We start from the raw sequence: 25,780 nt of genomic DNA, 5'->3' as shown, positions 1-25,780 counted from the left end.
TGTATCAAGCCTCTTTTGTTGATTCGTTATTTTTTTCTAATTTTTGTATTTGTGATTGATATTTTTTTTCTTTTAATGCATCTCGTTTTTCTCTTTTATCTTTTAATGAACTATGATCAGGATTTTGGTCATAGTCTTGACGTCGGTTTAGTCTTGATACCCCTTCAGGAATAAGGTTAAATTGTTCCTCATTCATTAAACCCGCTATCCCAATTGATGATTTCTTCTCATCCATAGATGGATAAATTTCTTTAAAATACCCATCAGCTCTACCCGCTACATAGTTTTCCGGCTCAGGATATGTCGTAATAACACCTTCAAAATTACGCAAAACAACTTTGTCTGCACTTTGGGAGATCAAATAATTAGGTTGAACAGCAATTTTACCTCCTCCACCAGGTGCATCAACTACGAAAGTCGGTACTGCATATCCTGATGTGTGCCCTCGTAACCCTTCTATAATTTCAATACCTTTTGAAACAGGTGCCCTAAAATGGCTTATTCCTTCTGAGAGATCACACTGATAAATATAGTAAGGTCGAACACGTATTTTTACTAAATCATGCATGAGCTTCTTCATAATCGGAACACTATCATTAATACCAGCTAAGATTACTGATTGATTCCCTAAAGGAACACCAGCATTTGCAAGCATTTCACATGCCCTTTTTGATTCTTCTGTAATCTCTATTGATGTATTAAAATGAGTATTTAACCAAATTGGATGGTATTTTTTTAAGATATTGCACAGATTTTCAGTAATCCTTTGTGGAAACACCACAGGCGCTCTTGTTCCTATACGAATAATTTCTACATGTGGGATGGCTCTCAAGTTTTTTAAAATATATTCCAAAATATTGTCATTAATTAAAAGCCCATCTCCTCCTGATATTAAAACATCACGAACTTCTTTTGTATCCCTAATATATGCGATTGCATCATCAAGCTGTTTTTTCGGTACGCCCATACCAATTTGACCTGAGAAACGACGTCTTGTGCAATATCTACAATACATTGAGCATTGATTTGTTACGAGAAATAATACGCGGTCAGGATATCGGTGTGTTAAGCCTGGTACAGGTGAATCTTCATCTTCATACAATGGGTCTTCTAGGTCGTATTGCGTTTTATAAATTTCGTTTGCAACTGGAACAGATTGCATTCTTATTGGGCAACGCGGATCATCAGGATTCATTAATGAAGCATAGTATGGCGTTATATTTAACGGAATAGTTTTAGTCGATATTTTAACTCCTTCTTCTTCTTCAGGGGTGAGATTAATAACTTTCCTTAAATCATCTAACGTTCGAATGGTATTCGTAAGCTGCCAAATCCAGTCGTTCCATTCCTCCTCAGATGTATCCTTCCATAGTTCTATATCTTTCCAATGTCTAGAAGGTTTATATAAATCAAACATTTAAAATCTCCTCTTTTCGCATTTTTACTTTTAACTTGCAACTTTCATGCCAATCAATACTTATTAGTATCGTAACGATACAAATAAGACGTGCAACCGATACGTTTCATCCTTCATTTCTTCCCATTTTGCCGATGGATGAAAAAAATTCATAATAATTTGATATAGCATTTATTGTTTATTGACAAACAAAAAACTGCCAATAATTTGGCAGTTTTCCTATAGGTTAAACTTTTTCATTTTATATTGAAGCGTTTGCCTAGGGATTTGTAGCATCTTCGCTGCTTGTTGAATATTACCTTGGGCTGTTTGTATTGCTGATTTAATCATCGTTTTTTCAGTTTGACTTAGCACTTCTCTTAGCGGCTTAATTGTGTGATGTCGATCAATTAGAACTTCATTGTTCTTGTTCACGCTGGATATGATGTTATGTGGAATATGCTCTAATGTTAATTCTCTACCTTCAAGTAAGGTCATCGCATACTCAACGCTATGCTTTAATTCCCTTATGTTACCAGGCCATGAATAATTGTTAATATAATCATAAACCTCTTCGTTAATATGTATTGCCTCCATTGCAGAAGATTGATTATAACTAGCTACAAAATACTTAAGCAAAAAAGTTATATCATCTTTCCTTGCTCTCAAGGGAGGTATTTCTAGAGATAAGACGTTTAAGCGATAGTACAAGTCAGGTCTAAGTTGGTTGTTTTTTAAACAATTAGCAGGAGTTTCATTCAATGCTACGATAACCCTCACATCTACTTGATATGCATACTCACTCCCTACTCTTCTAACTAGGCCATCCTCTAATACACGTAAAAGCTTAGCTTGAAGTTCTAGTGGCATTGAATTTATTTCATCTAAGAAAAGCGTACCTCCATGTGCGATTTCGAATAAACCAGGACGATCAACAGCACCTGTGTAGCTTCCTTTTACTGTCCCAAATAACAACCCTTCTAGTAAATTTTCTGGTAAAGCTGCACAGTTTTGCACGATAAAAGCCCCTGATTTACGTGTAGATTCATTGTGAATAGCATGAACAAGCAATTCCTTTCCGCTACCAGTCTCTCCGTATACGAGAACAGTAGAAGCGTTCTTAGCTATTTTTTTTGCTTGCTCCTTCACATGCTCAACAGCTTTATTTACTGTTAAAATATCTTCAAACGTGTATTTTGCCCCATTTATTTTCTTAGGTTTTTTTGTAGTAATATTCAACTTAGACTGTAGATCCATGAGCTTCTGTGAAAGTAATTTCATTTTCGAATAATCTTTAGCGATTTCTACCGCTCCAACTATGTTATCATTTACAATAATCGGTATCGTTGTGTTGACTGTATCGATTAACTCCCCTCGAATGTTTTTATACGTTTGTGGTAAATGAAAAATAGGTTTTTTTGATGCTATGACCTTCAACAAAGTACTTGTTTTTGCTGTAAGTGATGGGAATGCATGAAGTAAGTGTTTCCCTAAAACTTCCTCTATCGACACTCCGTCATGCTTGGCTGCTATATTATTATAGAAAATGGTCACTCCATTATTGTCTACTACATGAATTGCTTCATCTATACTTCCTAATATTGCTTTAACCATTTCCTCTGTGTTTACCTGTTCGATAAACAAATGGTAGCCCCCTTCTAAAATGATGCTTAAATATCGGCAATAAGTGCCAGAATATTGGCATTATTAATATTGTTAATTACTTGATAAATCTTTCACCCACACATTCATATCTTCAAGCTTATCAAATATATAACAATTATTTTTAAGCCTTCCTGTATACGAGTAGCCTAATTGCTTTAGCACAGCATTCATACCGTATGAAAGTGCACGAGCGATTGAATAAGCACAATAAATATTGTGATTTATTAGTTCCTGTTCTAATTGTAATAGGAGGATTTTCATCAAACCAAATTTACGATGCTGTGTCAAAGTTGCGCAGTCAGTTAATTCTGCATTATTGTACTCTTGATTGATTTCCGCTGAGGCCGCGCTCACGATTTCAGCTTGATGCTCAACCACGAAGAAAATTGTTCCGTTATTTATGATCTTAGTTATGTATTTCGGATCGTTTAATGGCGTAGGATATATTTCGAAGACAGTGGCATAAAGCTTTGCTAAATGATTAGCATCAGCATGAGTTGCTTTTCTCACTATATAACCGTCTGGTAGTTGCGCTCGAAGATCACTATCCTCTAGTTTTTGAACTGCTGTAAGTATTTTATCTTCTTCTATCCAATTATTACTTGTATATCGGGAATCATCATAATACTTACACATACAATACGCATCACTACCATTAAACAATTTTTGAAAAACTGCCTCTACCATAAATCCATGCTGCAAAAAAGTATGTATATGCTCATTTCTTACCTTTACAATACCTTTGGTAAAAGAATGTGTTTGTATAAATTCATTAATGGCTACAAGTAATGACCCAACATCCCCTCGGTAGTCATCAATCTTTAGTCGTTTATTGAAATAATCTAATGTTACTTCTGCAGTGAAAGTCCTTTCCTTTAGTTGAATATGATCGAAGTACTTTTTAACAGCCAAGGCTTCTCCCCCTTTTATAATAAATGGTAACAAATTTACCATTTTTTTTCACCATTTATTGTATTAACATACTTTGTACCTATATGCTCTTTTTGGGCAGTTTTTGTTGTGATTGTTACAAGCTAGAGTTTAAACTATTAGGAACAATGTCGGAACAACTAAGTCCAATCTGAAAAGGTTTACAATTATTATAACTGGAGAAAAAATTAAGATTTTACTGAATGAGTTTTACATTTGTGGTCAATATATACCATAAGGAGGGATAAAATATGTCACGTTCCCGGAAAAAGCTCCTCGTTCCTGAAGCTAGGGAGGCCGTTACACATTTTAAACTTAAAGTAATGGAACAGCAAGGTTATCGAACATTGACAAATGATGCTAACAGTCTTAAATATGAAATAGCAAAAGACAAAAATATACCCCTATCTCATGATTACAATGGTCACATAACATCTACTGATGCAGGTAAAATTGGTGGTCAAATAGGTGGGACGATGGTAAAAGAACTAATTAAGATGGGAAAAAAACTATACGTCAATAACTAACAATAGGAGGTTTCATATATGCCAAGCTATAGCTGTCCATCATGTCAAGCTAGAAGCCGTTTCAATATGATAGATCAAGTTGTTACGCCTGTAAAAATCAACTTAGAGAATGGAGAAGTAGAAGAGCTAAACAACCTCGAGCCGTTTCATCTGCAATATAACGGGCCAGCAAGAAAGCTTCAATGCGCAAGCTGTGGATTAATCGAAGACGAGCAGCGATTCATAAAAATGGCAGAACATTTTCAAAATGACCATAGCCATTCGCCTCCAACAAATTCTTAAAGACTTCATACTACCACATACAAAGTCTGACGTTGTTTGTCAGATTTTGTTTTACTGAAGGCTGTTTTCATGTTTATCGTCATAATAATAAATAAACACGATTTCGACTAAATTAAATGTCATCTTGTCTTCTATAAAACGATGACTTTTGAGTAGCAAGACAACTTTATGTTCTTGCTATGGCAACAAAGTTTACGAAAGTAAGCTGGCCTACTTATAAACATATATTGACGATTTATGTTAATTTTGAACGAAGATTATAAAACAGACGTTTTTGATGTCTCGTCCATGAGCATACACTGGTAAATGTCATTTTTTTAGTAATAATAACAATACAAAGCTTACGAATGGCACCATTATTAATCATTTAAGATCTTTGTTTCTTTCGTCAACCCTATAGCCGCTAATGAAGCTCCAATTACTTGTAGCCAGCTTCCAACTCTAGCAATTTGTTCACCTAGGTCCTCTTGCCCTTGTAAAATGTAAACAATCCCAATAGCATCTAATGCAGTTCCAAGAGTCTGAAGACCATTGCCAATAACACCAAAACTTTGATACTCTGACTCCTCCATACTAGCACCTATTGCTTCAAACGCCGCTCCTATTGATTGTACTATATTACCAAGCAAGTAGACCTGAAAACCTTCCTCTTCTTCACCTAATATATCTATCTCATTACCTACTACATTTGTTACATTCCCACCTGCTTGCAGCCAGCTACCAATTATCAATAACGTCTCAGCCTCTTCAGCTCCACTTGCTGGTAAGTCTTGTTCTCTCCCTACAGCCTGTAATGAATTACCCACCGCTTCTAAGCCATTTCCTATACTAATTAACTCCTCGGCTATTCCAGCTTCCTCTGGAATTTGTTCAGATTGGCCAATCGCAGCAATAATTGTACCTGCTACTTGTAACCAAGCACCTATAACTTCAAGTTGCTGACCTCGACTGACCATTCGTAACCCACCAATCTTCTTTTCATTGTTATGCTTATCATATTCAACAATAGAAGATTTATTTTATTGAAAAGCCTAATTTTTTAGCACATTTTTTAAGAATCGTAGTATTATTGTTATATTTTTCAGATGACCGTAGCGGGTGTGAAAAGCTAGTCTTTAACAATACCTTATAGTCCTTTGAAGCTGACTGTTCAAAAAATAACAACTGTATTTTTTTACTTTTAAATAGTTTATATTTTTCTAAAGCATACCAATTTTGTTTCTAACATTTCATCAATTGCATACTTGATTCCTTCTTTCCCGATTCCACTCTCTTTAACCCCACCATAAGGCATATGATCAACACGAAACGTTGGGATGTCGTTTATCATAACACCTCCAACCTCTAGTCGTTCAGCTGCCTTAAGGGCAAGTTGAAGATCATTCGTAAAAATCCCTGCTTGCAAACCATACTTAGATTCGTTTATTTCTGTTATCCCTTCTTCCATTGAAGATATTTTATTAATCATCACAACAGGTGCAAAGACTTCCTGACAAGAAATTTTTTCAGTTGAAGGAACATTTAGCAATACAGACGGTTCAAGCGTATTATTAGCTCTTCTCTGGCCCCCAATCACTAGCTCAGCACCAGCAATAACCGCTTCATTTATCCATTTAAGAGAGCGCTCAACATCTTGCTCTGAAATTAATGAAGAGATGTCCGTAGTATGATCTAACGGATTACCAATTTTTAATTTCTTCGTTTCTTCTAGAAAACTCGTAACAAATTGATCATATATTTCTTCATGAACATAAATACGTTGTAATGAAATACATACTTGACCAGCAAAGGAGAAAGAGCCATTAACACATCTCCCAATGAAGTCAGTTAAATTAACATTCTTATCGATTAATAATGCGGAGTTCGAGCCAAGCTCCAAAGTCACCCGCTTTAAGCCAGCTTGGTTTTTTATTTTTTTTCCTATCTGCGGGCTTCCAGTAAAAGTAATCGCTTTAATTCTATTGTCGATCACTAATTTTTCTCCGATTTTTGCCCCACTTCCTGTCACTATATTGAGTGCACCAGGTGGTAGCCCACATTCCATTAACAGTTCACCTAAGTAAATAGAAGACAGTGGTGTTTGGCTAGCCGGTTTTAATATAATTGTATTTCCAGCTGCAATTGCTGGACCGATTTTATGAGCTACTAAATTCATTGGGAAGTTAAAAGGGGTGATTGCAGCAATAATTCCAAGTGGTTGACGCAACGTGTAAGCAATTCGATTCTCTCCCCCTGGAGCGGCATCCATTGGTACTGTTTCTCCATTAATCCGTTTTGCCTCTTCAGCTGCAAATGTATATGTCATTATCGTCCTGTCAACTTCAACAATAGCTGCCTTAATAGGCTTTGCTGATTCTGTAGCGATAATCGTAGCACATTCATGACGGCGACCCTTTAATAATTCAACTAGTTTCATCAAAATTTCTGCACGTTGAAAAGCTGTTAGCTGTGCCATTGATTTAATCGCACGATCAGCTGCATCAATCGCGAGATTTATTTCTCGTGCATTTGCAAACGCTACCTCAGCTAACTTATCACCGTTGTACGGGGCATATAGATCTCTATATTCGCTCGCTTTTATCCAATCTCCGTTAATAAGCAGGTGTTTTTTCATCATACTCCCCCCTATTTGCTACTATATCTATTCAATATTTTCTTCAATCACACCACACCATTCCAAAACTGTCAAAGCGATAATCTCAGCTGTTTGAAATATTTTGTCTAATTCAACAAACTCGTTTGGATAATGAGCAACCTCTGTAACTCCTGGTCCAAACACAACTGTAGGTATATCGCCAACTTGTGAAAGCAACCCACCATCTGTTCCCCAAGGTGAGGCTTCTACTATAGCCTGTTCATTCATAATTAAACGATATTTAGAGCTTAATACATTGATTAACTCATGGTCTAAGTTTAGCGTTCCAGGTACCCACCTAGCACCAAACCATTCCAATTCAACTGGGTTATGTTCAAACCAACTATCTTCTAAAGAAAGGGTTGTTAACCATTTTTCCATTTCAGCTTGTGCTGCTTGTAATGATTCATTCGGCGCAACACCCATTCTTCCTTCTATAATCACCGTATCAGCCACTGATGATGGCCAAGTTCCTCCTGAAATTTTACCGATATTTATTGGGATTGGGATTGGGATATTTGCATATAGAGGATCATTTATATTTTCGTTGCGTTTTTTTTCAAGTTGTTCAATATGGGTAATAACAGACATGCTTTTTTCAATCGCACTAACACCTTCATACCTAGTACCACCATGAGCGGCCCTACCTTTTACCATTAATCTAAACCACATAGACCCTTGTTGTTTAGGAAATATTTTCATATTTGTAGGTTCTGGTATAATTGCAGCATCTGCTTTATACCCTCTTAATAATGTAGCTAACGTCCCAGCACCGCCACTCTCTTCCTCAATGACACTTTGAAAGATCACATCACCTTTTAATTTAATACCTAATCCCTTAATGGCATCTATGGCTAATAATAAAGCAATATTTCCACCTTTCATATCAGTAGACCCTCGACCATATAATCGTCCATTTTTTACTTCCCCACTGTAGGGGTCAACATCCCATTGGTTATGATCACCTTCTGGAACAACATCTATATGTCCGTTCAAAATAATCGATCGACCATCACCGCATCCTTTCAATACAGCAACAACGTTAGGGCTATTAATGAAGTTCTTCCGTGTTGATACAAAATATGCACTAGTCGTTAATTCACTTATAGAAGGTTCCCATATATCGATCTGTAAACCTAATTCCCGGCATTTTTCAATAATTACAGCTTGAGCTGACCCTTCATTTCCTTGAGTACTTTCCTCTTGAACTACTTTTTGTAACAACTGTGTTGCTTTTGTTTGATTATTACTAATCCATTCATGTATGCTCTCTTTGTGATGATGCATTTATTAGAAGCTCCTTTCTTGTCAATTATGGAATTACTTGTAGATTGTCACTTAAATGTAGCAGTGCACCTGTTTTATCAATAACATCTTGAACTAAGAACGGTGCCATTAACTCGGATAATAGCAAACCATCTTTCGTTACATGGATCACTGCCATATCTGTAATGATCATGTGAACACAGTTTTTTGAAGTGAGCGGTAATGAACATTTTTCAAGTATTTTTGATTGTCCCATTTTATCTGCATGACTCATTACGACAATAACTTTTTGCGCTTTTTGTGCCAGCTCCATCGCCCCACCCATACCTGGTACCTTTTTACCTGGTATAATCCAATTCGCTAAATCTCCGTTTTGACTCACTTGTAACGAACCTAAAATCGTTAAATCTACATAACCGCGTCTAATCATTCCAAAGGAAATAGCGCTGTCGCAATAAGAAGCACCGTTTACAACCGTGACTGGATATCCTGCTGCATTGCAAAGATTCTCATCTTCATTTCCTTTTTTTGGGCTTGGACCAATTCCAAGCACTCCGTTTTCTGCATGAAACATGACATGAATGTCATGTGGAAGGTGATTCGGAACTAAAGATGGTATACCAATTCCTAAATTCACAATCATCCCATTCTTTATTTCTTCTGCAGCTCTTTTGGCTATTCGATTACGTACATCTATTCCCATACCCATGACCAGTTCACTCCTTTGCTTTGAACAATGCTATTGACGAAAATACCAGGCGTAACGATTTCTTCAGGTTGAATTTGACCTAACGGTACAATTTCTTCAACCTCTGCAATCGTATAATTTCCTGCCATCGCAACGAGAGGGTTGGTATTTTGAGCCGTTTTGTCATAAATTAGATTCCCGAACGGGTCACTTTTCTTAGCATATATAATAGCCACATCTGCAGTTAATGCCGATTCTAGTAAATAATCTATACCATCAACTGTTATTCTTTCTTTTTCATGGTTAACAGTTTCATTATCTATACCAATATCTACTAATATTCCTCCAAGACCGACTCCACCAGCTCGGATTCTTTCAACTAAAGTTCCTTGTGGTGAAAACTCAACTGTTAAGCTATTGTCTGACATTAACTTTCCTGCAACTGGATTTGAACCTATATGTGATGCAATAAGTTTGCTAGCTAATCCTTCACACACAATTTTCCCGATACCTATTTCCGGAAATCCAGCATCATTACCAATTAACGTCAAATTATTCGGTCTTTTCGTTAAAATTTCATCAATTAACGTTGGGGGACTACCAACTCCTCCGAAACCACCGAACATTAGCGTGCTATTATCTGTTATTTGTTTTACAGCATCATATGCGGTAATAATTTTATTAAATGAGTTTTCGATACGAGACACCACTATTTCACCTCTCGATACTAGTAATCTTACATCCCTATAATTTGCAATTCTTTTTGCACTTCTTGTAATGATATTTCAAAAAGCTTAACTAGTTCATCAATTTCTTCATTAGAAATAGTCAAGGGGGGAGCTATTAATACAGCATCACCACCAACCCCTTCAGTTCCAGCGTTGGCCGGATAAACAAGCAAACCTCTCTCCTGTGCTTTGTGCACAACAATATCAGTCACATTTACCTCTTCTTTAAACGGTAGTTTACTAAATATGTCCGATACAAACTCAACACCAATTAGCAGACCTTTCCCTCTAACATCACCGATAATTGGATTGTTTTGTCGTAGTTTATCCAATTTCTCCATCAAGCTATGTCCCTTTTTTTCAGCTGATACTACTAAATTATGTTTTTCAACATAGTTAATTACTGCTAATGCTACTGCTGCTGATTGTGGATTCGCACTAAACGTATGTCCACTCATGATTGTTTTTGATCCTTTAATAAATGGCTGCATAACATGATCGCTTACTAAAGTTGATGCTATTGGTGTATAGCCCCCACTTAACCCTTTCCCTAAGGTGATAATGTCAGGTTCAACATCCCAATGGTTGATTGCAAACATTTTTCCAGTACGCCCTAATCCTGTCATTACTTCATCTGCGATAAATAAAATATTATTTCTTTCACAAATATCTTTAATTGTTTGATAATAATTTGAAGGAGGAATAAGTGCACCAGCAGCAGCTCCAATAATCGGTTCTGCAATAAAGGCTGCTATGTTCTCAGCGCCGATACGTTTTATCACTCTTTCAAGCTCTGTCGCACACATTAACTCGCACGAAGGGTAAGTTGAATGATATGGACAGCGATAACAATAAGGAGGTGGAATAATAGGTAAATCGTCAAGTAAAGAAATAAATCGAGCCCTCCGTTTTAAGTGACCAGACATAGATAATGCACCTATAGTTATGCCGTGGTAACTCATCCATCTAGATAGAATTTTATTTTTTCCTTTCATATTGCGCTCCTGCCAATATTGAATGGCAATTTTCATTGCTGTTTCGGTTGCTTCTGAACCACTATTTACAAAAAATGACCAATGAAAATCACCTGAAGCTAGCTCACTCATTTTTTTAGCTAGTTGTTCAGCAGGTTCATTTGTAAATTGTGAACGATAAACAAAGGAAACTTTTTTCGCTTGTTCTGCCATCACGTCAATAATTTCTTGAACCCCATGTCCAATACTTGCAGTAATCGCTCCAGATGATCCATCTAAATATCTTTTCCCTTTCGTATCGTACAAATAAATACCTTTACCATGACTAATAATAGGGTATTCTTTGTCTAATGTTGGTTTAATTAAATGAGTTTCCTCCAAACTATAACCTCCTTTCATTAACAAAGGCTGTTTTTGCAAGGTTGTTTTCGCATCGATTATTGCTTTACGTTTTTAGACATAAGCACGTCTATCGCTGCGTTTTTGGTATTTTATTTACTGTTAAATGTATTGAGCTCTCATAAAACACTACATACTGTCCTTTTTTTGTAAAAATAACAACATTGTTTACGAAAAGAACATTACAATGATTGTTGATTTACCTACTAGGGATTAACCAAGTATGCAACTATTGTTTCGTAACTTCGCTTAATAAATAATGGATCGTAAACAAGGCTTAGCTTTCACTTGTGGCGTTGCTAGATGAGAATATGTGATTATAAATTTCCTAGTTAATTTTTTACAGTTAGGATATCGACTTATCCTCTTTACACATCATATGTAAGAAAGATTCACTTTTTTCTACCTCAGAAAAATTTATTTATTATTCAACATATAAGGTACAATAATTAGTGGTTTTAGTATGGTAGGTAACAGGAAATGTTGTATTATTGTTTCTGGCTCCTTACTTTTTTTGTTCGAGAGAAGTTTTGTGACATATGAGGATAGTTGAATATATAATGAGTCTTTACTATTGATTGCTATAAATTAAATTGATAAGATGAGGAAATTATTGTTGAATTAACACGAGATGACCACCAAGTTATAGTATCATCCTAAATTTTGTTTTATAAAAAGCTAAAATAACACTTGATGGGATATGTTCGAAGTTTAGTAACTTATATTAAATGATGTTTGAATAAGATCAAATTCACCTTTCTTCAAGAATACGTTTATGGATCCAAATAGCTGCTTGGGCACCCTCCCCCATCGCTAGCGTTACTTGCTCTGAATGTATAGTGATGTCACCAGCAGCCCATATATTTTTTACACTTGTTTCTTTTGTTCGATGATTTGTGACAATATGATGATTCTCCATTCGTTCTACTCCTAGCTTGTATGCTAATTCACTGTTTACTTTATTGCCTCCAAAGCCAATAAAGCCTCGATCAGCCTTAATGACTTCTCCGTTACCAAATAGGACTCCTGTAAACTGACCTTCCCCTTGTACTATAATCTCTGTAATACTTTCATTAGCTAATGTGATATGATGCTCACTAAGCTTGTTCAATAGTGATTGTTTGATAGTTTCTTTACCATGGTTTACATAGACAATATTTTCCGACCAATATGTAAGTGTTATCGCAAGAGATGCACCAACATCTCCCGAACCTATGACTATAACCTTTTTATTAGTCACTTCGTATCCATCACAATCCGGACACACATAAACCGTTAACCCTAAGCATGGTACAAGTTTAGGAATGTTGGGGAAACGTTCAACAATACCTGTTGCAAACAACACTCTTTTTGCTTTATATGTATCCCCCTTTTCTCCTATTAGCACAAATAGCTCATCCTGTTTCTTTACATCTACTATTTTGTCTTTGATAAAACACACTCCTAAGCCTATCGCATGCTCTCTTCCTAATTGACGAAGCTTCTCTCCACTTACACCATGAGGCCAGCCCAATATATTATGGTAGCAACGGCATATTGAAGACCGCCCTTGGTTATTGTCAATGACTAAAATACGATGGTTATATCTCCCTAGTTGGATTGCTGCTTGTAGTCCTGCTATTCCTCCTCCAATAATGAGACAATCATTTTCCACCATTCTCCACACCCTTCACAATATTTTTTTTAGTTATTTATCATTACAACTAACCTTTTAGATCAATAATAAACAGTAAAAACGGACTCAGATGTTTCATTTCTTCATCTGAGTCAAATTATTTGTTTGAAAGCAAGCTGTCTTAAACCTGTCGACGGTTGTTCTTTCTCGATTTAAAAGGCACTTGTTTCTTACTTTCAATAACTCTTTTATTTCTTTTGTCGATTTCTGCATCATTTGCTTCATAAATTAATTTTATTTCATAATCATTGTTAAGCATAAATATACCTCCAAACAAACCAAACTCCTACCATACTTATCATGACCGAAAAGCTGTTTCGATATGCACTAGCCTAGTTTGGACACTGATTACGCATTATTTCAATTTTTCAACTATGTTGCAATAGCTGCTCGTTATTCAAAGTACAAAAAAACTCAAAGTGAAAACAATTTCGTACGAGTTTTTACACAATATGGGAATAACGAAGTAAATACGCCGAAATACATACAAAGCTACCATCGTTCGTCAATGTATCATTTTTTGGATAAAGATGGTTAACCTCTTGTTTACATAATGTTTTTATCGTATAGTATAACAGTTGTTAATTTTCTTTTCTAAATTAGCAGGGATCTGTTCAATAGTTGTAAGTAAAAAAAGGACCTCTATCATTACATCCAGTAGGTCTAGTGCTGTAGCTATTTGTTATTAGCTCATTTCAAAATTAATTGATGCTTTTCATAATAAGATCCAGATACGCATATAGGTAACTTTCGGGGTAATCTTTTCATCTGAAATGATTATAAAGATTTATATCATCCACATCCATTATTCAAATTTACGTAAGAAAGACAACAAAGTGTAAGAAAGAGCTTTGTTATTTCATGTAAAATGTAGAGCCATCAATTATTTCAATATGTTCTACCATCTTTAACTGTTCCATAATTGTAAACAATGCTTCGTCCTTTCTTTTCGCTTCAATCATACAATCAATTTGTGAAATGCTACCTTTTATCTCACTCAAAAAACGCATGAACATAGGGAGGTCAATATAATCTGCATGATGACGAAAAGCTTTTTCGCTTTTCGGACTTGAAATATGCATTTTAATTGGGAGTGGAGAAGTTTCCCAAGTATTCACAATACGTTGCCAGTTCATTTGCCAATTTTCTTGCTGATGATGTGCGAGATGATGGTGATAATCGAAGACGAGTGGAATATTTAGTTTTTCACATAAATATAGTGTATCGTCAACTGTAAAAGAAGTATCATCATTTTCAAGCATGATCATTTTTTGAATTGCTCTTGGTACAACCATCCAATTATCTACAAATCGCTCAAGTGATTTTTCTGTTTCCTTATAGTTACCTCCAACATGCATGACACAACGGTGGGTTATATCAATTCCCATTGCCTTTAATAGTATATAGTGAAGCTTTAAAGTTTTTAATGAGTTTTGTAAGACGTGTTTTTTTGGAGAATTTATGATGACAAAGTGGTCAGGGTGAAAGTCGATCCTCATTCGATGCTTGTTGACAAAACTACCAATATCACGCAGTAACAATTTTAATGGCTTTAAAAAATTCCAATCAACAAGCTCCTCGTGGGTTGCTAATGGAATTAGTCGTGAAGAGAAACGATAAAAATGAACATCAGAAGCGACATTATGTTTTAAATGCTTGAAAGTGTTGTTTAAATTTAACTGTGATATTTGTTCCAATTTATGCAATGCTGCCTCTCGGTCCTGTATTTTCTGAAATTGTGAGAAGGTCATTGTTTTTGATGGAGAGGAATTTGCCAGTTCCATGCTCATTGCAACATATCCAAGTCGAACGATCGTCATAGTATTTACCTCACAATAGTCAAGATGAGTAAAGCAATTATTGCGGTCATCTTCATTATTAACAAAAATTAAAATGATATGTAGAGCTTATGTTAAAGTTCATATAAATGAACTTAACGGATAAGTCCCTATCTTTTAGAGGGGGTTTTATCCGTTAAGCGATGGTATATTTTTATTCTCTGTAAATGCATAGCTTGTTACTATACGAAATAATAAAATTATCACTTGGACAGCTAGCATTCATGTCATCTTGTCTTTTTTATTATATATTGATGAAAACAATCTAAATTTTAGTAAAAAAGCAATCTGAATTGTTAACAAAAGACTTTATTTTTTGAATAGTCTTTTAAAATCACCATAGCCCTGTTCTTCTAGCTTATCCTTAGGAATAAATTTTAGTGCAGCTGAATTAATGCAATAGCGTAAACCGTTTGGCCCTGGACCATCCTCAAAAACATGACCTAAATGAGAGTCTGCTTGTTTGCTTCTCACTTCAGTTCTTACCATATTATGACTTACATCCATTTCTTCTTTGACACCTGTTTCATATATTGGTTTAGTGAAGCTAGGCCAACCACAGCCTGAATCAAATTGTTCGAGAGAGCTAAATAACGGTTCACCTGACACAATATCCACATAAATTCCTTCTTGCCTATTATCCCAATACTCATTTTTAAATGGTGGTTCTGTACCATTGTTTTGTGTAACTTCATATTGAATTGGAGTTAACCTTTGCTTTAATTGTTCATCTTTTTTTGTGTCTCGCCAATGTTTTTTCAAAAATGTATCTCTCCCTGAGCCTTGTCGATACATTTTATAGCGAAACGGATTTTTTTTGTAATAATCTTGATGATATTCTTCAGCTGGATAAAATCTCATTGCAGGTAAAATTTTTGTTACAATAGGTTGTTTAAACTTTCCACTTCTTTCGAGATCTTCTTTCGATCGTTCAGCTAATTTCTTTTGTTCTTCTGTATAATAGAAGATTGCCGTTCTATATGAATCCCCTCTGTCATGAAATTGTCCACCAGCATCTGTCGGATCAATTTGCATCCAATATAATTCTAATAATTTCTCGTACGGAAAAACCTCTGGATTAAACGAGATTTGAACAGCTTCGTAATGACCTGTTGTTTCAGAACATACTTCTTTGTATGTTGGATTTTCTTTATGTCCACCAGTATAACCAGATATTAATTTGTTAATGCCTGGTTGCTCGTCAAAAGGTTTAACCATACACCAAAAACAGCCCCCAGCAAAAGTAGCTAATTCATTATTTCTCATCTAAACACACCTTTCAATTGTATGTAATTGATGATACATTTTTTTTATAAGAAAATGCAAAAGATTGAGCTTATAATACAATTATGCGAATATCGAGCTCCACGATAATTAAATGATTGCACAAGAATGTGGCGTAACTTATCGTTATTAGCTAAAAGTCAATAATTTTTTTAGCGCTGTTCTGGATTATTATTTTCCCAGTTTTGTATATTTAATTAGCTGTTTTCTCATTGATAGTTGTTTTTCATAGAAAAAATAACACTACAACCTATGCCATAAAAATTCTTAGACAATAATTATAAGGAGGTGTTTAAAATCATGAGAAAACAGCTTTTATATCTTGCTATAATTACCATTTATTTATCTTCTTGTAGTAGTCAATTTGATGTATCACAGCCTGAAAAATACAATGAAACTGAAGTGGTCATTACAGGAGCTGAAAAGGAACCGGTTGATCTCAACAAAGAACCACTAGATGTAAAAATAACATTACCAATTGCATTATTCGTAGGAAATGATATTGAGTTGGTAGCTTCTGATGGAATTACTGAAGTAAATTATAACAGTGACGGTTCTGTTACGTGCACTATGACTACATCAAAATTTAAGGAAATGAAGCAGGAAATGTACAATAGTCTATTAGAGACGATTGAATGGATTGAACATAATAAATTTGGCAATTTTGTATCGATAAAAGACGTCATCCATAATCAGTCATTTTCTGAATTCACTTTATTAGTTGACCGCGAACAGTATGAGAACAGTAATGATAGCTTTGCTTCAATAGACATAGGGAGGGCAGCTATGTATTATCAACTCTTTAATAGTGTGAAATTAGAAGATAATAAGGTTCTAGTATTCATTAAAAACGATTCCACAGGAAAAATATTCAAAACAGATGTTTATCCTGATGCATTAAATCATGGTGAATTTGAATAATATATAATTAATGTAGTGATTGAACTAACAAACTTAGAAGTTCTTATCATAGTTACTAACTATTATTTGGTATTTATCAATAACTCAAAAATCAGCTTATTTTATTTTAAGACGTTCCGAAAGCATGGCTCATTGCTATATTAGTTGTCAATTTGTTTACTGTCTCCTGCAAGAAAGATGATTGGGTTAATAAACCCAAATATTAATATTATAAAGAACATATAAAAAGATATTTCATATCCCCCTAAACCAAGCTCATCGACGATAATTGCATCATAATATAACAATTGCGCTGATGCTATTACTGATAGTATTGATAGCTTAAATTATATATTTATTGACATAGAAAAAATTGGGTTAGTTAAATTGCCACTTTTCCTCATGCCAATTCAATAACTACTACGTTAATAAAATTTATATAAGTATTATTAGAAAATAGCGGTTTACTAATATACCATAAAATCCCTTATGATGAATCATAAAATTATATATGATTATTGTTAGTCTTAAAAACTATATAGTATAACGCTAAAGATTGCTTAGCAGTTTCACATATTGGAATTGTTCGGTAGTAATGCTATAATTATACAAAAAAATTAACAAAGGTGTGATGATACTTGTCTTGGGGTATTGTTATCTTTATTGCTATTGTATATGCTCCAATTTTTTATCGTATAAATAGGCGGATAAACCAATTGGAAGATGAAGTAAGGCGTTTAAAAGATTCAAACAATTAACATATATATTTCAAGTTTGTTTGGGCATACTCTCATACTCATATAGAAGAAGTAAAGGAAGAAATGAACGGACATGTACGGGGTTTTAAATTAAGTTTTTTTAATCTATTTGTCTAATGGTTCTTGTGTCACTCGTTCTTTCTATGTTTATGATCGGAAAACTAACTTTTAGAGAACGATACAACAATAGCAAAAACCTCTTGGCTTTTATAAATGAAGATAACAAAATAATTGTTCTTTTATATATAGGTGGGGTAAATTCCCCACCTATTGTTATTCTTAATCATGAATATGAAGAAAGATTTCATTGTTGTTCGGTCGTTAAATATTCAATCGCTTTCACATTTTGCTTTAAGCTCAGTTCTAACTTTTCAATTTCTATCTCATTAAGTACATTGGGATTTTTCGCAAAATTCGCTAACTTATCTATTTCTGCTATGATGTCATTAAACGTCCCTTGCATATAATTGTGGAATTGTCCTTTTACTTGCATCTTCCATGCTCCCTCCAAAAAAAATATGGTCGATTTACCGTTTAACATATGATTCGACTAATATTTTGCAGTTTGTGGGGGTAGCACCAAGAAATCTTTAATAAGTCTGCTTTCGCATTAATTGTTGTTATTAGTATTAAGAGGTATACACTTACACAACTAAATTTCGTGTAGTCTTTTCTAACAATATAAAACACTTTTTATAGTACTAATTTGAAAACAACCTTTAGTAACGTGTGTTCAGTAAATCTCGATACTACACTTAGTTTAAAGCTGGAAATAATAAAACCATCTCAATATGATCATTTGCTAAGTCAAATTTATTAAATTTCATTTTCATTCCATCATCATCTATCTGTAATTCGTTAAAGTTAACATTTATAAGCTTCTGTGAAGGCTGAATGGTAATCCAATCTGGTATAGGATAATGATTACTAATATATTTTAATATAGCAGATACTGGTATTTGAAGGTTCCCAACTGACATCGATTGTTGTTGTAAAACAATCGTACCATCTTCCTGCAGATCAGGAATAAAGTCCATTACCATATTTATTTTATTCCCAAACATTGAAACTGTTCCTATAAGCTCAACAGTTTCTCCTAGAATCACTTCGTATTCAATTGGTTGATCTTTCGATTGTTTTTTAATATTATAATTGATTAATTCATTAAGTTCTTGTTTGTTCGTTCTTATCAAAAATTCTGAATATTCATTATCTGTTGTAGATCGTTCTTCTAATCGGACATGATCATCCGACTGCATGATTAAATAACTAACATAAAAAACAACAATTATATTTATTGTCAATAGTCCTAAAAAAAGCCACTTCCAATATTGTTCTTTCATCATAATCCCTACTTAATTAAATTTTAGCTTAAAAACTCCTTTGAAATTGTTGGTAGCGTTGTTTCAAGCTATCATACACTCTTTCTGCAATTAGTTGATAACCCAATGTATTGGGATGAAAATAATCGTTATTTAGTAACGCTTTCGTATTCTTTTCAAATAAATCTCCAATTTCCACAAAAAGGGTCTGTTTGTGGCTCAAAGCAATTTGTTTGCTTACTTCATCCCATTTTCGCATAATTATATTTATTTCTTCCAAATTATCAAACCAAACACTAAATGGATTATACAATCCAATGATAACGATAATGCAAAAGGGGTTTTCACTTCTTATAGCTGCTAATATTTCGCCTATATTTTTTTCATAGTTTTGTTGTTGCTTATCGAACATTGGAATTGTTAGCTCGAAATAGTTATCACGAACCACCTTCATAATATCATTGCCACCTATCGTAGCTACGACTATATCTGCATTCTTTAAGGAGTGAATAATTTCATTTTGTTTAACGAGCTCTAATAATTGCGAACTACGCAAACCTCGTTTACCGAAATTATTCATTGTAACTTTATGTACATAACTTTCCTTTATCAATAACTCCTTCAAAAAGCCAGGATACCCACCCATTCCAGAGCTATCTCCAACACCTTTTGTTATAGAATCCCCAAGTGCAACGAGAGAAACAACGCCACTTGACGCGTCTTTTACTCGTTTTGCTTCATGTTTTATTACATCTGCTTCACTCATCTCTGCATAGGCATGATGATTTACCAATAAGATGCAGCAACTAATACATACTATCCAAAACCTGATTTTCATGACAACACCCTCAAGCTTTACGATATAGGTTAAGTATCATTAGTTTGTGACTTGTAATTTGTAACATGTAGCATTCATATGAAAAATTATTGGTAATTTAGGAACACAGTGAGGTCTTAATTATTTTGACATAGACAAGATAAATTCCTTCTTTTTCTAAATATAACCTAAATTTTTCATCCCTATATTGTATGTTAATCAAAAACGTCGATGACTCATAAAATGAACCACCGACGTTGTGTTAATATTTACTAAATCACCATTAATCTATTGCAGCAATTTAATATGCGAAACGATTTCGTCATATGGTGTATCTGTTACTCCTGAATAATACTTAATAATTGTACCGGTTTGATCAACTAAATAAAAGTCGGTACCATGTATAACTTGATCTTCATTTTTCGGCTTTTGGACAATTGTCTTAAAGTTACTTGTTGCAAACTCCTCGATAAAACCTTGCTCATATCCAGTTAAAAAATGCCAGTTGTCAAAATTCGCATCAAACTTCGTCCCATATTCCTCTAGTATTTCTGGGGCATCCACTTCAGGGTCTACGCTAAAGGATACGAATTCAATGCCTTCTATTCCTTCCTCTTCTAACATACGTTGTAATCTTGCCATATTTGCAGTCATCGGAGAACATACTGTCGTACAATTAGTAAAAATAAAATCGGCTACCCATACTTTTCCTTCTAAGTCGTTAAGCCCAAATGGCTCACTGTTTTGGTCAGTAAAAGTAAAGTCTTCAACAGGATATTGCACCTGATTCGGAATTGCAGCCTTATCTGATTCAGTATTTCCGCATCCAGCTAGGATAAATAATAAAGACATTGTGATAAAAACAAGATATTTTTTTGTCATACGATCGATTCCTTTCTTCGCATTAACTGTCAAAGATACCCATCTTATACAGTCAATTTTTTCAACCATTAATGATTATAATAGAAAAATACACCACACTCCAACATTAAAGATAGTATATTGCACTATTCATCGTAAAGAAAGAAATGTCACAGACATTAAATTGTCACAATTAACGTCGTCGTTTATTTTTTGCTTTTAATAATCGCTCTAGCCGAGCCTCATGATCATCGGTTTGATCAACTTTACTGTTCGACTTAATATCACCATTATTTTTGAGAATCTTATTTTCCTTTTGCTTAACAGCAGAAATAGGCTTGTTACTAACATTCTTTGTTACTGTTCCATCTTTAGTCATATTCTTATTCGCTACTCGATGGCTACGTTGTGTAGATACCTTTTTCTTTTCTTGTAATCTTCCGAACGTTTTTTCTATTTTTTCATTTTGGACAGCAGCTTCATGTTGTTGTTTTGAGCGCATGGTAGCTACTTTGGCAATAAACGGCTGTATCCCAAATCTTCTTATAGCAATTTCTAATATAAAAAGGAAGAAGGCTAGTAACAGTAATAGTTCTTCAATTGTTTGCTTTTTCACATTTTTATTAGTTAACTCTCGAAATGCTTGTTCAGGACTCTCTAATAGCTTACCATTCCCAACCGTTACAATGTCTTGAAGTAATGGATCATTTTCTTTTTTTACTTCAAACTCTTTTGAATATGGAACTACTATAGCTTTGTTAAAAGTACTCTTAATTTCTTCTCCTTCACGCTTCATTAATTGCAAATAATGAATTCCAGGTTCAGCAGCAAAGCTCATTTCATACTTTCCTGGAGCTATACTCCGTAACTCTGCATCAACCTCTGAACCACGGTCGTCCACAAGCTTGCTCTCTAATGGCATTAAATCTGTGTCGGCTGATTCAATCGTTAGTACTACTTCTTTGCCATTTGTAGTTTGAACAACATCATACGCATCCTGTTGAAATGTAGGTAACGTCCACGTAATTAGATCATTCCACATAACAGGCCACTCATTCCATGCTGGCCAAGCTCCTGCCCATTCACCTTTTAGATCAGACGTCCAAGCTATTGTTTTACCTAAACCGGATTTCCAACGAGTTAGCACTGGGTCACCCTTTTCAGATGTAAGAACTGTTTCAGCCCTTCCCTTTTCTGTCGTCGCAATATAAGCATTCATTTTCGGAATGCCCTCGCCAAACAATTGCGATACACTTGTACCTGCAATTGGTGTAGGATAAAAAGGATTATCTTCAATGTATGTTCTAGTAGTCAAAGCCGTTTCTCTAGACAATATACTAGGAATTGTTGAGGCATCAGCAACATCGTAGAAACGCCCATTTCCTTCCATTGCTAGAGATTCAAGTAATCTTCGGTCTGCATCTGAGCCAATTGCAACAGTCGAAATCGTAATATTGTCATTTAATCCATCAGATATTAATGAGTTATAGTCAGCATTCGTTGCAGATTGACCGTCTGTTAATAAAATGATGTGTTTTCGTTTTAACTCTAGAGGAGTTAATTGTTCATACGCTTGCTGTAAAGCGGGAAAAATAGCTGTCCCTCCACCTTCCTGAATTGAACGAATACTATCTACTACCTCTTGTTTATCATCTAGAGGTGCAGTTTCAACAATTTGCCATGGTTTGTCGTCAAAAGCGATAAAACCAAGAGTATCTTTATCTCTTAATAATTCAACCGTACGTGCAGCAGCTTCTTTAGCAAGGTCCATTTTATAACCTGCCATACTTCCTGAACGATCTAACACAATGACCATTCCTAAGGACGGCATTTCTTGTTTACCTTTAAGCTCCATATCCACAGGAAGAATATCCTCAATCGGTGTTTTAAAATATCCACCAAGACCGAAGCTTTCCATACCACCTGTCATGATGAAACCTACACCGAAATCATTTACAGCCGTTTTAATCATTTCCATTTGTGATTGGCTGACCTTTGTAGCTGAAACATTAGCAAAGACGATTGAGTCATATTGTAGCAGAGCAGCAATATTGGTAGGCAATAACTCTGGTTTAATTTTTTCTATATTCAAGCTCGCTGAATTAATCGCGTTTGCTAAATTATCCCCATCACCTTCGTTGCCTTCAACGATCAAAATAGTTGGTGTCCCTTTTACTGTAGCAACAGCATGGGCAGCATTATTTTGTTGTACTTCATCACCTTCTGCAATGATTTCTGCTTTATATGAATGTAATGTAGTAGAATCTACAATATGAGAAAAGGAATAACTGTTTCTTCCTTGCTTTACATCAATCTTTTCACTAATAATTTGTTCATTATTTTTTGTGATTTGAAGAGTAGCGTTCATATCTTGATTACTTTCAATATCTATACTAAGCTTGGCTTGTTCCCCTACATATAATGTAGATGGTACTTCAAGGCTTTCTATCGCTACATCAGTTTTAGTTGTAGGTGCAAATGGCATTACATCAATTTCTATACCTTGTTGTGCTGCAAATTTTGTAGCCTGCAAAGCATCACCTACGTTTTCATTCCCATCTGTTAATACTACAACTCTACCTCCTGCATTCGACAGCATAGACGAAGCGAGTTGAATACCTTCTGCTAGATTTGTATAATTTGTCTTTTCCATAACAGGCAACTGCGTCGTATTCAGCGGTTTTGGTGATATGGAACGAACTACAGATGCATTATCAGCAACAGATACGATACCATAGCGGTCCTCTACTTCCTTCTTATCTACCGCATCTTCCACAGCCCCAACCATCTTGATTTCTTGTTGGCCGACACTTGCCGAACGGTCGACGACAAATACAGTCGTCACTCCATTAATTGGGTATAATATAGTTGGTACCGTCAATGCAAGGATTAATAATGTATATATGATCGATCTAAGCGTGATAACAGACACTTTTTCAATCTTACCTAGCTGTGTTTTGTCTTTCGCAAAGAACACAATCGTCATAATTGCAGGTATAAATAGTAAGAGCAGGAGAGGATACTTAAGCTCTAATCCCACGTCGGTACACCTCCCATTCCACAATTAATATCATAGTGGCAATTAATATAAACCAGTATGAAGCGACATTATGCCGTTTGCTTGTATTGTTTTCAGCTTTAGAGTCAGATTCAGCTAAGACAAAACTTTCTGAAGACACCATCTTCTTTTCACTTTCCTCTAAGATGACTGCAAATAACTTTTCCTTCTGTCCATCTTCACCGCGTTCAATAAACCTATAAATTCCAGGTTCATTTGGAACTGCTAAAACCCCATCATCCATAGTCATTTCCTTCACTACTTCATAATCTTCATTAAGAATAGAACGACTTGACGCATCCGTCGATAAAGAAACGTCTCTTACCTCACCAGGAGAAAAATAACCTAGTTGAGAATTCTGCTCAGTTAAATAAGTGACCGCATTATATAAAAAGATCGGAAAACTTGCATGTAGAGGCCAATCTGAATCTTCGATATCCATGGACAAGAAAATTATAGGATGTCCTTCATATGTGCCCTTACTAATAAGATCCGTTTTACCACTAGATGCAATTGTAGATAGTTCTAAACCTTCAAGTGGGTACGCATTTTGAACGTAAATATTATTCATGTTAACAAATTGAAATAACGGATCATTACTCTTCACTTCAATTGCTTGTTCAAGTTGTACTTTTTCTTTTACTTCATAAGAACCACCTAAGGTAGGTGACAGAATCATTAACGGACCATCGGGCCATTTGTCTTCAGGTAAATTACTTACGATATAAACTCCTTCGTCACTGTCTGTGAGGTCATCAACACTGTCTGCTTGAACTACTTCTTTACTCATATTGACGAGTGCTTTAGATATAAATGGACTCACATTACCTATTAGATTGACGGTTGGGTCATCATTTATATTCATAAAAGCAACACTGCTATTATCGAGCTGATAATCATCATTTACATGAATTGTTGCTTTGTAATAATCGTATTCAGGCAGTTGAGGAATTTGAATATCACGTATTGTTTTAGGCTCAATTTCTTCCTTTGATGTATGCAATTGCTTACCATTCGACTCAATATTTATTGTAAATATTACCTTGCTCGCTGAATCATTTGCTACAGACGCAACTGCCCTTATCTCATCACCAATTTCACCGACACCGAAGGATCTTAAAGAAATATTATTTGTTGAAGTACCGATGTTATTTACGACAATCCTCTCGTCAACAAACATTGTAGCTATGTCTTCCTCCATAACCGAATCAGAAAAAACTTGGATTTCACCTGTATCATCTGCTAATAACGCAGCTCCATATTGAATTGCTTCAGCAATGTTAGCATTCTCATAAGACAATTGTAAATCACTGATCACTTTACGGATGTTTTGCTTATTCGGATCTTGTGATAATAATATTTCCGGCTTCTTACCCGACCCAATAATTGTGACTTTTTGAGCTTGTAATTTATCTATCATTTTTGCAATCTCATTTTTTGCTATATCAATACGTCTTTCTTCTTTTTCTTTAGCACTCATTGATGCTGATGTGTCTACCACGATAACAATGTGATCCCCTTCAATTGCTGAATCATTAAAATACGGTTGGGCTAAAGCGATAATAATCATGGAAAGGATTAGCAGTTGTAAGTATAGCAGGATGTGACGCTGCAACCTCCTCCACCATTTAGATGCTTCCCACTCTTGCATCACTTGTTGCCATAACAGTGTCGATGGAATCACTTGCTGTTGATATTTTTTTCTAAATAAATAAAAAGCGATAACTACTAATAAAAAGATACTTAACAACAAATATGTTGGCGCTATTAATCCCAT

22 protein-coding genes are annotated in these 25,780 nt (G+C 35.0%); 3 read left to right on the top strand and 19 right to left on the bottom strand.

Going from position 1 to position 25,780, the window contains the following annotated elements; genetic code table 11:
* Window positions 1-4 precede the first annotated feature (4 nt).
* From ablA to ablB, 3 genes are all read right to left on the bottom strand, one after another.
* The gene (gene ablA, locus SLH52_RS13760; protein ID WP_320209853.1) at window positions 5-1,417 is read right to left on the bottom strand and encodes a lysine 2,3-aminomutase; all 1,413 of its coding nucleotides are present in this window, start codon (window positions 1,415-1,417) and stop codon (window positions 5-7) included.
* Window positions 1,418-1,636: 219 nt separating this feature from the next.
* Window positions 1,637-3,034 (bottom strand): sigma-54 interaction domain-containing protein, encoded by a 1,398-nt coding sequence (locus SLH52_RS13755; protein WP_320209979.1) that lies wholly within the window; start codon window positions 3,032-3,034, stop codon window positions 1,637-1,639.
* A 78-nt stretch (window positions 3,035-3,112) separates the two neighbouring features.
* A complete protein-coding gene (ablB, locus tag SLH52_RS13750; RefSeq protein WP_413785532.1) occupies window positions 3,113-4,015 on the bottom strand; it encodes a putative beta-lysine N-acetyltransferase in 903 nt (300 codons plus the stop codon).
* Between the two features lie 227 nt (window positions 4,016-4,242).
* On the opposite strand from ablB, the gene SLH52_RS13745 reads away from it, so the two are divergent.
* Window positions 4,243-4,518 carry an alpha/beta-type small acid-soluble spore protein gene (locus SLH52_RS13745; protein ID WP_320209851.1) on the top strand — a complete coding sequence of 92 codons (276 nt, stop codon included), beginning with the start codon at window positions 4,243-4,245 and terminating at the stop codon, window positions 4,516-4,518.
* 18 nt (window positions 4,519-4,536) lie between these two features.
* The gene (locus SLH52_RS13740; protein ID WP_320209850.1) at window positions 4,537-4,800 is read left to right on the top strand and encodes a DNA alkylation repair protein; all 264 of its coding nucleotides are present in this window, start codon (window positions 4,537-4,539) and stop codon (window positions 4,798-4,800) included.
* Between the two features lie 359 nt (window positions 4,801-5,159).
* Here the strand turns inward: SLH52_RS13740 and SLH52_RS13735 are convergent, their stop codons facing one another.
* From SLH52_RS13735 to msrB, 10 genes are all read right to left on the bottom strand, one after another.
* Complete coding sequence (locus SLH52_RS13735) at window positions 5,160-5,756, bottom strand: DUF6944 family repetitive protein (protein WP_320209849.1); 597 nt, start codon at window positions 5,754-5,756, stop codon at window positions 5,160-5,162.
* A 233-nt stretch (window positions 5,757-5,989) separates the two neighbouring features.
* Window positions 5,990-7,414, bottom strand: coding sequence for an aldehyde dehydrogenase family protein (locus tag SLH52_RS13730; RefSeq protein WP_320209848.1), 1,425 nt, complete (start codon window positions 7,412-7,414; stop codon window positions 5,990-5,992).
* A gap of 27 nt (window positions 7,415-7,441) precedes the next feature.
* Complete coding sequence (locus tag SLH52_RS13725) at window positions 7,442-8,722, bottom strand: peptidase (RefSeq protein ID WP_320209847.1); 1,281 nt, start codon at window positions 8,720-8,722, stop codon at window positions 7,442-7,444.
* Window positions 8,723-8,747: 25 nt separating this feature from the next.
* Window positions 8,748-9,410, bottom strand: a complete 663-nt coding sequence (locus SLH52_RS13720; RefSeq protein WP_320209846.1) for a 3-oxoacid CoA-transferase subunit B — start codon at window positions 9,408-9,410, stop codon at window positions 8,748-8,750.
* On the bottom strand, window positions 9,395-10,087 hold the full coding sequence (locus SLH52_RS13715) for a CoA transferase subunit A (RefSeq protein WP_413785536.1): 693 nt from the start codon (window positions 10,085-10,087) through the stop codon (window positions 9,395-9,397). The genes SLH52_RS13720 and SLH52_RS13715 overlap by 16 nt, the downstream gene beginning before the upstream one ends.
* Before the next feature lie 38 nt (window positions 10,088-10,125).
* Window positions 10,126-11,472 (bottom strand): aspartate aminotransferase family protein, encoded by a 1,347-nt coding sequence (locus SLH52_RS13710; RefSeq protein WP_320209844.1) that lies wholly within the window; start codon window positions 11,470-11,472, stop codon window positions 10,126-10,128.
* Between the two features lie 769 nt (window positions 11,473-12,241).
* Entirely contained in the window at window positions 12,242-13,147 is a 906-nt protein-coding gene (locus SLH52_RS13705) for an NAD(P)/FAD-dependent oxidoreductase (RefSeq protein WP_320209843.1), read from the bottom strand.
* Window positions 13,148-13,286: 139 nt separating this feature from the next.
* Window positions 13,287-13,424: a hypothetical protein gene (locus SLH52_RS13700; protein ID WP_320209842.1), complete on the bottom strand. Its 138-nt coding sequence runs from the start codon at window positions 13,422-13,424 to the stop codon at window positions 13,287-13,289.
* Between the two features lie 595 nt (window positions 13,425-14,019).
* A complete protein-coding gene (gene uvsE, locus SLH52_RS13695) occupies window positions 14,020-14,985 on the bottom strand; it encodes a UV DNA damage repair endonuclease UvsE (protein WP_320209841.1) in 966 nt (321 codons plus the stop codon).
* Window positions 14,986-15,312: 327 nt separating this feature from the next.
* Window positions 15,313-16,269: a peptide-methionine (R)-S-oxide reductase MsrB gene (gene msrB / locus SLH52_RS13690; protein WP_320209840.1), complete on the bottom strand. Its 957-nt coding sequence runs from the start codon at window positions 16,267-16,269 to the stop codon at window positions 15,313-15,315.
* Between the two features lie 318 nt (window positions 16,270-16,587).
* Here msrB and SLH52_RS13685 point away from each other — a divergent pair, with 318 nt between their 5' ends.
* Window positions 16,588-17,208 carry a hypothetical protein gene (locus tag SLH52_RS13685; protein WP_320209839.1) on the top strand — a complete coding sequence of 207 codons (621 nt, stop codon included), beginning with the start codon at window positions 16,588-16,590 and terminating at the stop codon, window positions 17,206-17,208.
* 1,041 nt (window positions 17,209-18,249) lie between these two features.
* Here SLH52_RS13685 and SLH52_RS13680 read toward each other — a convergent pair.
* The 6 genes from SLH52_RS13680 to SLH52_RS13655 all read right to left on the bottom strand — a co-directional run bounded on the left by SLH52_RS13680 (window position 18,250) and on the right by SLH52_RS13655 (window position 25,780).
* Window positions 18,250-18,438, bottom strand: coding sequence for a hypothetical protein (locus tag SLH52_RS13680; protein ID WP_214484256.1), 189 nt, complete (start codon window positions 18,436-18,438; stop codon window positions 18,250-18,252).
* Window positions 18,439-18,700: 262 nt separating this feature from the next.
* Entirely contained in the window at window positions 18,701-19,288 is a 588-nt protein-coding gene (locus SLH52_RS13675) for a YpmS family protein (protein WP_320209838.1), read from the bottom strand.
* 28 nt (window positions 19,289-19,316) lie between these two features.
* Window positions 19,317-20,105, bottom strand: a complete 789-nt coding sequence (locus SLH52_RS13670) for an SGNH/GDSL hydrolase family protein (protein ID WP_320209837.1) — start codon at window positions 20,103-20,105, stop codon at window positions 19,317-19,319.
* Between the two features lie 267 nt (window positions 20,106-20,372).
* Window positions 20,373-20,966: an SCO family protein gene (locus SLH52_RS13665; RefSeq protein WP_413785531.1), complete on the bottom strand. Its 594-nt coding sequence runs from the start codon at window positions 20,964-20,966 to the stop codon at window positions 20,373-20,375.
* A gap of 172 nt (window positions 20,967-21,138) precedes the next feature.
* Window positions 21,139-23,985: a VWA domain-containing protein gene (locus SLH52_RS13660; protein WP_320209836.1), complete on the bottom strand. Its 2,847-nt coding sequence runs from the start codon at window positions 23,983-23,985 to the stop codon at window positions 21,139-21,141.
* Window positions 23,969-25,780 carry a BatA and WFA domain-containing protein gene (locus SLH52_RS13655; protein WP_320209835.1) on the bottom strand — a complete coding sequence of 604 codons (1,812 nt, stop codon included), beginning with the start codon at window positions 25,778-25,780 and terminating at the stop codon, window positions 23,969-23,971. The genes SLH52_RS13660 and SLH52_RS13655 overlap by 17 nt, the downstream gene beginning before the upstream one ends.

The organism is Cytobacillus sp. IB215665 (assembly GCF_033963835.1).
GTDB lineage: Bacteria > Bacillota > Bacilli > Bacillales > SM2101 > Nanhaiella.
The sequence above is the reverse complement of the archived record's forward strand: the minus strand, read 5'-3'. Positions and strand labels throughout refer to the sequence as shown.